Origin of the sequence: Methylobacterium sp. Leaf118 (genome assembly GCF_920984675.1) — a bacterium.
Classification (GTDB): domain Bacteria; phylum Pseudomonadota; class Alphaproteobacteria; order Rhizobiales; family Beijerinckiaceae; genus Methylobacterium.
The window spans coordinates 38,748-49,682 of the sequence record NZ_CAKLBV010000031.1; the positions used below are offsets into that span (position 1 = coordinate 38,748).

Annotated in this window: 10 protein-coding genes; 4 read left to right on the forward strand and 6 right to left on the reverse strand. The window is 71.4% G+C overall.

The window, feature by feature from the left end; all coding sequences use genetic code 11:
• Positions 1-183: 183 nt before the first annotated feature.
• Complete coding sequence (locus LW587_RS14380) at positions 184-633, reverse strand: L,D-transpeptidase (RefSeq protein ID WP_232630277.1); 450 nt, start codon at positions 631-633, stop codon at positions 184-186.
• A gap of 261 nt (positions 634-894) precedes the next feature.
• On the opposite strand from LW587_RS14380, the gene LW587_RS14385 reads away from it, so the two are divergent.
• The 4 genes from LW587_RS14385 (at position 895) to LW587_RS14400 (ending at position 4,541) form a co-directional block, all read left to right on the forward strand.
• Positions 895-2,292: a dicarboxylate/amino acid:cation symporter gene (locus LW587_RS14385; protein ID WP_232630278.1), complete on the forward strand. Its 1,398-nt coding sequence runs from the start codon at positions 895-897 to the stop codon at positions 2,290-2,292.
• 22 nt (positions 2,293-2,314) lie between these two features.
• Positions 2,315-3,220, forward strand: coding sequence for an ROK family protein (locus tag LW587_RS14390; protein WP_232630279.1), 906 nt, complete (start codon positions 2,315-2,317; stop codon positions 3,218-3,220).
• Complete coding sequence (locus LW587_RS14395) at positions 3,217-3,930, forward strand: hypothetical protein (protein WP_232630280.1); 714 nt, start codon at positions 3,217-3,219, stop codon at positions 3,928-3,930. Before LW587_RS14390 ends, LW587_RS14395 begins: the two co-directional genes overlap by 4 nt.
• A 308-nt stretch (positions 3,931-4,238) precedes the next feature.
• A complete protein-coding gene (locus LW587_RS14400; RefSeq protein WP_232630281.1) occupies positions 4,239-4,541 on the forward strand; it encodes a hypothetical protein in 303 nt (100 codons plus the stop codon).
• Positions 4,542-4,555: 14 nt separating this feature from the next.
• On the opposite strand, the gene LW587_RS14405 is transcribed toward LW587_RS14400, so the two are convergent.
• The 5 genes from LW587_RS14405 to LW587_RS14425 all read right to left on the reverse strand — a co-directional run.
• Positions 4,556-6,409 carry a potassium transporter Kup gene (locus LW587_RS14405; protein WP_232630287.1) on the reverse strand — a complete coding sequence of 618 codons (1,854 nt, stop codon included), beginning with the start codon at positions 6,407-6,409 and terminating at the stop codon, positions 4,556-4,558.
• Between the two features lie 174 nt (positions 6,410-6,583).
• Positions 6,584-7,237: a DUF2939 domain-containing protein gene (locus LW587_RS14410; RefSeq protein ID WP_232630282.1), complete on the reverse strand. Its 654-nt coding sequence runs from the start codon at positions 7,235-7,237 to the stop codon at positions 6,584-6,586.
• 21 nt (positions 7,238-7,258) lie between these two features.
• Entirely contained in the window at positions 7,259-7,870 is a 612-nt protein-coding gene (locus tag LW587_RS14415) for an RNA pyrophosphohydrolase (RefSeq protein WP_232630283.1), read from the reverse strand.
• A gap of 121 nt (positions 7,871-7,991) precedes the next feature.
• Positions 7,992-9,680 (reverse strand): methyl-accepting chemotaxis protein, encoded by a 1,689-nt coding sequence (locus LW587_RS14420; RefSeq protein ID WP_232630284.1) that lies wholly within the window; start codon positions 9,678-9,680, stop codon positions 7,992-7,994.
• 241 nt (positions 9,681-9,921) lie between these two features.
• On the reverse strand, positions 9,922-10,935 hold a 1,014-nt coding region (locus LW587_RS14425; RefSeq protein WP_232630285.1), incomplete at its 5' end, for a divergent polysaccharide deacetylase family protein.

Consider the following 10,935-nt stretch of genomic DNA (forward strand, 5'->3'; position numbering starts at 1 on the left):
ATCCGGCGGCCGCCAGGAGGCGGTGCCTACGCGGAGGCCGGGCCCGTAATTCGCGACGCCGAGGGGATCAAGCCGAGCATGGGAGCGCTTCTAGAGCGCATTCCGACGAAGTGGAAGCCGGTTCGACGCGCGGATGCGCCGTGTCGGACAAGCCCGGCGGCGGCCTTGGCCCGCATCGGCCCGTCAGTTGCGGATCACCACCTGGGTGCCGCCATGGGCGCGGGTCAGGTGGAACAGGGCCCGGGCATGGCTCGGATGCAGACGGATGCAGCCGTGGCTCGCCCGCCGCCCGAGGGCGCCCACCGCGTCGGTGCCGTGGATGGCGTAGCCGCCGCGGAAGAACATCGCGTGGGGCATCGGCGCGCCGTGATACTTGCGCGAGCGCCACATCGGCGCCATCAGCCCGACCCGGAACCGGCCATTGGGCGTCACGAACCCGCGCCGGGCCGTCGAGACCGGCCAGTCGTGGGCCAGCACACCCCGGACATAGACCTGCATCCGCTGGGCCGATTGATCGACCCGGGCGACGACCGTCGCCGCCGCGGGCGCGGCGGGGAAGAGGGCCCCGGACAGGAGGCCGAGGACGGGGAGACGGCCGGACAGGACGCCCCGGAAGCGCGAGAGCAGGGTCACGGATACGGCGCTCCACGGCCGGGACGGACGGACCGCGCGGAACGGGATTTCCGCGAAGGCCTCGAACGATTTGCCGCTACCGGGGAGCTTGGGCCCGAGCCGCGATTCCCGGAAGAGGCGCCGCGACTTTGTCGACAGCGATGTCGGTTACAAAGCCGGCGCCGACTACCGAGGCGCCATTGAGGGGGCGGATTAATGGGACTAGCGTCCCGTGCAGCTGGCCCGGGCGAAGGCTGCACGGCGCGTTATCGGTGAGGAAACATGGCCCATTCCGCAATCCATGATGCGGGCGCGCCCGCCGCGCCGCCGACGGCTCACGTGCCTTGGTACCGGGTGCTCTACATCCAGGTGCTGATCGCCATCGCGCTCGGCATCCTCGTGGGCTGGGCGAGCCCGGAATGGGGCAAGTCATTCAAGTGGATGGGCGACGCCTTCATCGCCCTCATCAAGATGATGATCGCGCCGATCATCTTCTGCACCATCGTGCACGGCATCGCCTCGATCGGCGACCTCAAGAAGGTCGGCCGGGTCGGCCTCAAAGCCCTGATCTACTTCGAGGTGGTCTCCTCGGTCGCGCTCCTGATCGGCATCCTGGTCGGCGAGATCATCCAGCCCGGCGCCGGCTTCGGCGCGGACGTGACCAAGCTCGACGCCAAGGCGGTCGAGGGCTACGCCAGCAAGGCGGCGGCCGATTCCACGGTCGCTCACCTGCTCGGGATCATCCCCAAGAGCTTCTTCGACGCCTTCGCCAGCGGCGACCTGCTCCAGGTGCTGCTCATCTCGATCCTGACCGGTGTCGTGCTCACCGGCATGGGCAAGAAGGGCGAGGGCATCACCCACGGCATCGACGCGGCCGGCCAGGTCTTCTTCCGCATCATCGGCCTCATCGTGAAGCTCGCCCCCATCGGCGCCTTCGGCGCGATGGCCTTCACGGTCGGCCAGTACGGCATCGGCAAGGTCATCGACCTCGCTTGGCTGGTCGGCACCTTCTACACGACCTCGCTGTTGTTCATCTTCGTCGTGCTCGGCGGCATCGCGGCCTTCGCCGGGTTCTCGATCTTCAGGTTCCTCGTCTATATCAAGGACGAGCTCCTGATCGTGCTCGGCACCTCCTCCTCCGAGACCGTGCTGCCGCACATGATGACCAAGATGAAGCGCCTCGGCGCCTCGGATTCGGTCGTCGGACTCGTGATTCCGACGGGGTACTCGTTCAACCTCGACGGCACCAACATCTACATGACGCTCACCACGCTGTTCCTGGCGCAGGCGGTGGGCGCCGACCTCACGATCACGCAATACGCGACGATCTTCCTCGTCGCGATGCTGACCTCGAAGGGTGCCTCGGGCGTCACGGGCGCGGGCTTCATCACCCTGGCCGCGACCCTGGCCGCCATCCCGGGCAATCCGGTTCCCGTGGCCGCGATGACGCTGGTGCTCGGCGTCGACAAGTTCATGTCGGAGTGCCGCGCGCTGACGAACCTCATCGGCAACGGCGTCGCCACCGTGGTGGTCTCCCGCTGGGAGGGCGAACTCGACCGGGAGAAGCTCGCCCAGGTCATGGCGCATCCGGTCTCGATCGGCACCGAGATCTCCGACGAGTCGCCGACCGCGCCCGGCGACACCGACACCACGCCCCCGAAGGCCGTGGCGGCGCAGTAGCGGCTTGGACGCGTCCGGACGGTTGCGGATCGGAATCGATCTCGGCGGCACCAAGATCGCCGGGATCGCCCTGGCTCCGAACGGGGCGACGCGGGCGGAGGCCCGTGTGCCGACCCCGCGGGGCGATTACCCGGGCACGGTCGCCGCCGTGGCCGACCTCGTCGCGCGGCTCGAGGCGGAGGCCGGGGCGGCGGGCGCCAGCATCGGGATCGGCATGCCCGGCGCGCTCTCCCGCCGGACCGGCCTCGTCAAGAACGCCAATTCGGTCTGGCTCAACGGGCGTCCCTTCGAACAGGACCTCGCCGCCCGCCTCGGCCGGCCGGTGCGCGTCGAGAACGACGCCAATTGTCTCGCGGTGTCGGAGGCGGTGGACGGGGCCGGCGCCGGGGCGGCGATCGTCTGGGCGGTGATCCTCGGCACCGGCGTCGGCTCCGGCCTCGCGGTGCAGGGCCGGGCGCTGACGGGCCGCAACGCCATCGCCGGCGAATGGGGCCACAACCCCTTGCCCCGCCCGGGCGACGACGAGCGCCCGGGGCCGGACTGCTATTGCGGGCGGAGCGGCTGCATCGAAACCTGGCTCTCCGGCCCGGGGCTCGCCGCCGACCATCGCGCGCGGACCGGCGAGGCCGCGACCGGCGAACAGATCGTCGCCGCCGCGCAGAGCGGCGACGCCGCCGCCGAGGCCACCCTGGCGCGCTACCTCGACCGGCTCGGCCGGGCCATGGCGGCCACCGTCAACCTCCTCGATCCCGACGTCATCGTCATCGGCGGCGGCCTCTCGCGCATCGCGAGCCTCGTCTCCGCCCTCCCCGACCGGATCGCGCCGCACGTCTTCTCCGACGCCTTCGACACGCCGGTGCGGGCGAGCCTTCACGGCGACGCCTCGGGCGTGCGGGGCGCGGCATGGCTGTGGGAGGACGGGGCATGATCGACTGGCTCCGGCGGCTCCTCGGCCGGGCCGAACCGGCCCCGGCCTTCGACGCGCCGCTCCGGCACCCGCGGAGGGAGGACGAGGTCTCCGCCGTCGAGGCGGCCCTGACGGGCCTCCTCGCGGCCGGGATTCGGCTCGGGCCGCATCTTCGGGATCTGTCCCTCCGGGAGGTCGCCCGGGGGATGGCCGAGCACCCCGAATTCGCGGTCGGCGACGAGGCCGACGGCGACCTCACCCTCCAGGCACCCAACGCCCTGGCCATCGATATCCTGTGGAGCTACCGCAGCCTCGCGGACGGGATCGAGGACGAGTTCGCCAACGCCACGATGTTCTCCGACCATTGCTACGATGGGGCCGAGCCGGAGACCTACACGGACCTGTTTCGGCGCCTCGTGACGCTCGGCGCCTGGACCTGTCGCGACGTGACGGCCACGCCGGTTCCGGATCTCGGGCCCTACGGCCACGGCTTCCGCATCGCCTTCGCGGCCGAGCCGCCGATCCCGCCCGTCACGTTCCCGGCGGACAAGGATTTCGACTGGGCGCTGCTCGCCCCCCTCAACGCCAGCCTGCCCGCCGCCGAGCCGCGCCGCCTGTGGGTCGCGGCCGATGGCGGCACGGCGCTGGTCGTGTTCCTGACGGACGCGGAGGCGCGCGGCGTCGAAACCTGCCTCGGCTTCGGGCCGGGCGCGCTCGGCGCGCCGGCCTGATCCGGGCTCCGCTTGATCAAAGCGGAGCCCGGATCAGGCAAGCCCGCGCGGCGTTTGAGCGAAGCCCACATCCGCCATCCCGAAGGGATCAACCGGATTTGGTATGAGTCGTCGCCGGGACCGAGTGCGGCCTGGCTTTCTCAGACTAAATTAAGAAGATCGCGGCGGGCGCGCGGCTGCCTTACCGATCGATGCGGTCTATCTCCCCGACAAGCGACCGATCCTGTGCCGCGGATCGATCGAAAGCGGGCGCAATGTTCGGTCGCGCATCGAAAAAACAGAAACCGTCACCGGGAGAATCTCGCAGAATGCGCCGCCTCTTCATTCCCGTCCTGGCCGCCGCCCTGTTCCTGCCGGGGCCGGCCCGCGCGCTCTCGATGACGGACACGCTGCAGGCCTGGCGGGACAGCTCGGCGATGGACCGCCTGCAGCTCGCGAGCCGCTTCGGCAAGGCCTTCGTCTCGGTCAACGAGAGCTTCACCGCGGGCTATTTCGTGAAGTGCATCGACGACGTGGCGGGCTACGCCAACGCGGAGAAGGCCCGCATCGAGGACGCCATGCGCGAATGCGTGGCCTCGCAGTTGCGGATGAAGGGCCAGCCCGACGATTGAGCGGGCGGGGCCGCTCAGATCTCGATCTCGGTGCCGATCTCGACCACCTGGGCGGCCGGCACGCAGAAATGAGCGCCGGTGCGCTCGGCGTTGTTCTGCATCACCGCGAACAGGGCCTCACGCCAAGCCGACATGCCGCGCTGGTCCGAGACCGGGATGATGGTCTCGTGGCCGACGAAGACGGTCAGATCGTGCAGGAACGCCTCCGGCAACTGGCCGGCGGCGACGGCGCAGCGCAGGCCTTCGGGGATCGAGGCGGATTGCATGAAGCCGTAGCGCAGGATCACCCGGCGGATGTCGGGGGTGACGGTGCGGACCTCGGCCCGCTCCGCCGCCGGAACCGTCGGGGCCTCCTCGAACAGGGCGGTGACGATCAGGACGCGGGTGTGGAGCGCGCCGAGCCGGTCGACGACGCGCACCATCGGCAGCGGGATGCCTTCGGTGGCCGAGGACAGGAAGGCAGCGCTGCCCGGAAGGGTGATCGGCGGGTCGGTGCGCAGCCGTTCGAGGAAGGCGGCCTCCGGCGGGCGCCGGTTGATCCGGGCCTCCTCCATGCAGGCATTGCCCTTGCGCCAGGTCAGCATGAGGAAGGCGACCGAGCCCGCCAGCACCAGCGGAAACCAGCCGCCCTCGACGATCTTCACGCTGTTGGCGGAGAGGAAGATCAGGTCGACCAGGAGGAAGGCGCCGTTGACCGCGAGCACCGCAGGGAGCGCGTAGCCCCATTTGCGGGCGACCAGCCCGGCGAGCAGCGTCGTGATCGCCATGAGCAGCGACACCGCGATGCCGTAGGCGCCGGCCAGGGCATCGGAGGAGCGGAAGATCACCACCGCCGCGAGGGTCGCCCCGGCCAGCAGCCAGTTGACCGTCGGCACGTAGATCTGGCCGCGCTCGTCCGGAGCCGTGTGGACGACGCGCATCGGCGGCAGGAAGCCGAGCTGGATCGATTGCTGGGTCAGGGAGAACACGCCCGAGATGATCGCCTGGGAGGCGATGACGGTCGCGAGGGTCGCCAGCCCGATTAGCGGGTAATGGGCCCAGTCCGGGGCGAGGCGGTAGAACGGGTTCTCCGCCGCCGACGGGTCGGCGAGCAGGATCGCGCCCTGCCCGAAATAGTGGATCACGAGGGCCGGCAGCACCAGGGCGAACCACGCGACCCGGATCGCCCGGGCGCCGAAATGCCCGAGATCGGCATACATCGCCTCCCCGCCCGTCACTGCCAGGAAGGCCGCGCCGAGCATGGCGAAACCGACATGCAGGCCGGCATGGCCGGTGAATTCCACGGCGCGCAGCGGATTGACGGCGCTCAGGATCTGCGGCGCCTGGAGGATGCCGCCGATGCCGAGCAGGGCCAGCACCGCGAACCACACTAGCATCACCGGCCCGAAGATCCGCCCGATGAAGGCCACGCCCCGGCTCTGGACGAGGAAGAGCCCGACCAGGATGGCGAGGGTGATCGGCACGACGAAGCGGTCGAGCCCCGGCGCATCGACCTTCAGGCCCTCGATCGCCGAGAGCACCGAGATCGCGGGGGTGATCGCCCCGTCCCCGAACAGGAGCGCGGCGCCGACGAGGCCGACGACGAGGAGCCAGCCCTGCCAGGAGCCAGCCCGGGCCTGCCGCGCCCCGAGCAGGGCCAGCATGGCGACGATGCCGCCCTCGCCGCGGTTGTCGGCACGCAGGATCAGCACGGCATATTTCAGGGAGACGACGAGGATCAACGCCCACAGGATCAGCGAGACGGCGCCGGTGACGGCGACCGGTGTCGGCGCCCCGCCCTCGCTCGCCGCCCGCACCGCCTCCTTGAAGGCGTAGAGCGGGCTCGTGCCGATATCGCCGTAGACGATCCCCAGGGTGCCGAGCAGCAGGCTCGGTCCGAGACGCCGTCCCGACTCGGAGGAGGCGGGTGCGGCAACGCGGGCCGACGCGGAGTCGGACGCCGGTTGGAGCGCGGATTCCTGGGCCACGGACACGCTCCGGACACGAGACCGCGGGCCGCGGCGTCCCTCACCTATGCGCGGCGGGCGCCGCGTCCATGGCGGTCAGCGGGCCGGCGACGGGGACGGATCGGGCGCTGCCTTGTCCTGCCCGGCCCGTTCACGCAATCGTGCGGCCCCAGCGGCGATTTTCTCGGCGATGCGCCCCCGCAGCTCGTCGGACAACTCGACCTCGACGAGGCGCCAGCCCCAATCGTGCAACCGCATCCGGATGCGGAACTGCTCCTGCCGCGGGCGGTCCGGCGGCACCGCGATCACGACCGAGCGGAAGCCGCGCATGTCGGAGGCGAGGTAGTAGCGCCCGATCCGGGCGAGGTCGGGGACGCGCAGGCCGTCGCGGCGGTCGTGGCGGGCGGACGGCTCGGCGAGGTCGAGGCCCTGGGGCCAGCCGTCGTCGAGGAGATCGACCACCGTCTGCGGCGTCACCAGCGCCTCGACCACGGGCAAAGCCAGGGTCGCCGCGGCATCGAGGAGGCGCTGGCGCTCCCGCGGCTCGGCCTCGCCGCTCTCAGCCCGGATCGCGGCGGTGATCTGCCGGGCGAGCGAGAGGCGCAGGGTCCGGAAGTTGATGCGCCGGGCCACCTCCGCGCTGTCGCCCGCCTGGACCGCCCGGGCGAAGCCGTAGAGCGACCAGAACGGCGTCAGCGTGTAGGCGAACCACGCCAGGGCCGCCAGGAGGGGAATCGACCACCAGCGCATCGGATCAGCCGCGCGCGCGGCTCATGACGCGCCCTCGCCCGCTCCGCCCATCGCCGCGTGCCATCCGGTCAGGCCCGAGAAGGCCGCGACGACGCCCTCGTAGACCGGCCGCTTGAAGGGGATGATGAGGTCGGGCAGCGCCTCGAGCCGCTCCCAGCGCCACGCGTCGAATTCGGGCTTGTGCCGGCCGCCCCCGGGGGCCTCGACGTCGATGGCATCCTCGCCGCCGGTCAGGCCGAAGGCGAACCATTTCTGCCGCTGGCCGCGATAGCGCCCCTTCCAGGCCCGTTTGGTCACATCCGGGGGCAGGTCGTAGGCCAGCCAGTCGCGGGCCTCGGCGAGCAGCGTGACGGCCTCGGCCGGCACGTTGGTCTCCTCGTGGAGTTCGCGAAGCGCCGCCGCGAGGGGAGCCTCGCCCTCGTCGATGCCGCCCTGCGGCATCTGCCAGGCATGCCCGTCGGCGACGTGCTCGGGTCCGGCCTCGCTCTTGCGGCGTCCGAGGAAGACGAGGCCGGCGCGACTGAACAGGGCCACCCCGACGCAGGGGCGATAGGGCAGCGCGCCGCCATCGGGCAGGCGCGCGGGGTCAACGCGGGGTTCGTCGCGCGGACGATCTCGGCTCGGGCTTGTCATGGCGGCGCGACCATAGGACGGGCGCCGCCGCACCGGCAACGCCGTCCTGGCCGCCGCGGCGACGCGATCCGTCGCCGGACCCCTCACGATCGCGGCACGAGGGCCGCGACCTCGGGGCGGATCAGGCCGCGCGCACGCCGGCCAGGAACCGGCCGACCTCGCCGCGCAGGTGCTCGGACTGGCGCGACAACTCGGTGGAGGCGGCCAGGACCTGATCGGCGGCGACGCCCGCCTCCTCGGCCGCGCCCGCCACGCCCGCGATGTTGCCGGTGACCTCGCCCGTGCCCGCCGCGGCCTGGGCGACGTTGCGCACGATCTCCTGCGTGGCCGCGCCCTGCTGCTCGACCGCCGCGGCGATCGAGGCGGCGACCCGGCTGATCTCCTCGATGCGGCCGGTGATGCGGGTGATGGCCGTGGCCGCGTTCTCCGTGGTGCCCTGGATGCGGCCGATCTGGCCCACGATCTCCTCGGTCGCCCGGGCGGTCTGGTTGGCGAGTTCCTTGACCTCGGCGGCGACGACGGCGAAGCCGCGCCCCGCCTCGCCGGCACGGGCCGCCTCGATGGTGGCGTTGAGCGCAAGCAGGTTGGTCTGACCGGCGATGGTGGTGATCATCGTGACGACGTCACCGATCTTGGCGACCGCCTCGCTCAATTCGCGGACATGCCCCTCCGTCCGCGCCGCCTCGCCGACGGCCTCCTGGGCGAGCATCGACGAGCCGCTGACCTGCCGGCTGATCTCCTGCACGGAGGAGCCGAGCTCCTCGGCCGCCGCCGCGACGGTGTTGACGTTGGTGGCGGCCTCCTCGGCGGCGGCGGCCACGCTGACCGACCGGGTCGCGGTCTGGCTCGCGGCGCCGGCCATGCCCTGGGCGGTCGCCTGAAGCTCGGTCGCGGCCGAGGAGACGAGGGCGACGACGCCGCCGACCGCCCGCTCGAAGTTATCGGCCATGGTGCGCATGCCCACCTTGCGCTGAACCTCCGCATCGGCGCGGGCCGCCGCGCTCTCCTCCTCGAGGGCGCGCATCCGGATCAGGCTGTCCTTGAACACCTGCACGCCGTCGGCGATCGTCCCGATCTCCGTGCGGGCGCCCCGGTGGGGAACCGTGACCGTGTGATCGCCGGCGGCGAGGGCCTGCATCGGCCCGACCACCGAGGCGATGCCGCGGGTGACGCCGCGCACGATCATCGTGGCCAGCAGCACGGAGAGCGCGAAGCCCAGCCCGACCGCGGCGATCGCCGCCGTGCGGGCCCACCAGAAGGTCGCCTCGCTCTTGGCCATGGCGAGGGTGGCGCCCTGGTTGTTGTAGGCGACCAGCGCTTCGAGGGCGCTCGACATCGCCCGGCGCGGGACGAGGCCCTTGGACTCGTAGAAGGCGAAGGCCTCCGCCTTCTGACCCTTGCGGGACAGGTCGAGGACGATGTTCCGCTCGGTCTCGAACGTCGCGAGGTTGCGCCGGTAGGTGTCGTAGAGCGCGCGCTCCTCCGCCGAGGTGATCAGAGTCTCGTAGAGGGCCTGCCGCTCGGCGATCCGGGTGCCGAAGCGCTCGAAATCCTTCTCCATCCCGGCCACCATCTGCGGATCGGTGGCCTGGGTGTGACGCAGCATCACGCTGTTCATGCGTGCCGACAACGTGTCGATCTCGCCCAGTGCCCGGACACTGGGCAGCCAGTTTCGCTCAATCGTCAGAGCGTCGTCGCGCAGAATCTGCATGCTGACGAGCCCTAGAATGCCGACCCCGAGCAGGAACCCGGTCAACAGGGCGAAGGAAGCGATCAACTTGTTGCGGATCGACAGCGTTTGAAACGACACGGCGTGCTCCGGACACGATCTTGCAAGCCGCACGAACCTCGGCGGTCAATCATTTGTGACCACCGAAAGGTTACGGGATTGCGAAGGATCGTGTCGATCACCGCAACGCGGCGCGAATGGCGGAGGGAAGTGTCCGTCACGAAACGGCGGGCGCCGAGTAGACGCGATGCGCCCTCTCCGTTTTCGCTGCGCCCCGGCCTCGATTCTATCATTTGATAGTTTTTGCGGAGCGCGCCCGCCGTCAGGGCGTCGCGCTCGAGAGCTTCGCGACGGACGGTTGGCGCAGGGCCACACTGACGGGAACGAGCCGGATGCCCCGGGTCTCCAGGTCGCGCGTCCAACGGGCGAGGCGATCGATGGTGAGCTGGGCGGCGCTGCCCGAGGCCAGAACGAAGCCCTTCTGGCGGGCCAACGCTTCGAGCCGGGCCAGCTCGGCATCGATCGCCTCGGGCAGCGCGGTGGCGTCGATCACGACCTCGGCCCGGGCGGCCGGCAGCTTCACCTTGCCGGCCAGCGCTCCGACCTGGGAGCGCTGCGCGGTGCCGTCGTCGACGAAGCCGAGGCCGCGCCCGGCGACCTCCTTGAGGACCGGCTCCAGGGCCGCGGGCTCCGCCAGGAGCTTGGCCCCCATCAGGTTGACGACGCCGACGATGCCGGGAAAGCGGCTCATGGCCCAGGCAGTCCGATCGAGGTTCTCGGCCGGGCGCGAGGCCGCCAGGAGCGCCTGGGGGCCGGGATCGCTGTCGGGATAGTCGAAGGGCTCCATCGGGAGTTGGAGCAGGATCTCGTGGCCCGCCTCGCGGGCGCGGGCCGCCGTCTTCTCGAGGTCGCTGCCGTAGGGTGAGAGCGCGAGGCTCACCGCCCCGGGAAGGCGCGCGATGGCGGCCAGGGTCGCCGCCTGCCCGATGCCGAGCCCCGACACCAGGATCGCGATGCGCGGGCCCTGGCCGGGCTCTTCCGGGCGGGCATACTGGTCGAGGGGGCGCAGGCGGCCCTCTCCGACCCGCGGCAGCGGGCCGTGGCGCCCGCGCTCGCTCAGGCGCGGATCGGGCGCGGCGTTGAGCTTGATCGTGCTCGCGTTCGGCACGCGGATGATGACCGGCGCCTCCGGGGCCGTGGCACCAGCCGGGCGGAACACCGTGACGCCCGAGGCCTGTTCGACCTCGGTGGCCGACTGGGCCGCTCCCGCGGGCCGCTCGGGCGCCGCCTCGGCGATGCGGGGCGCAAGCGGGGTCGCCGCCTCGCGCAGGGCGAT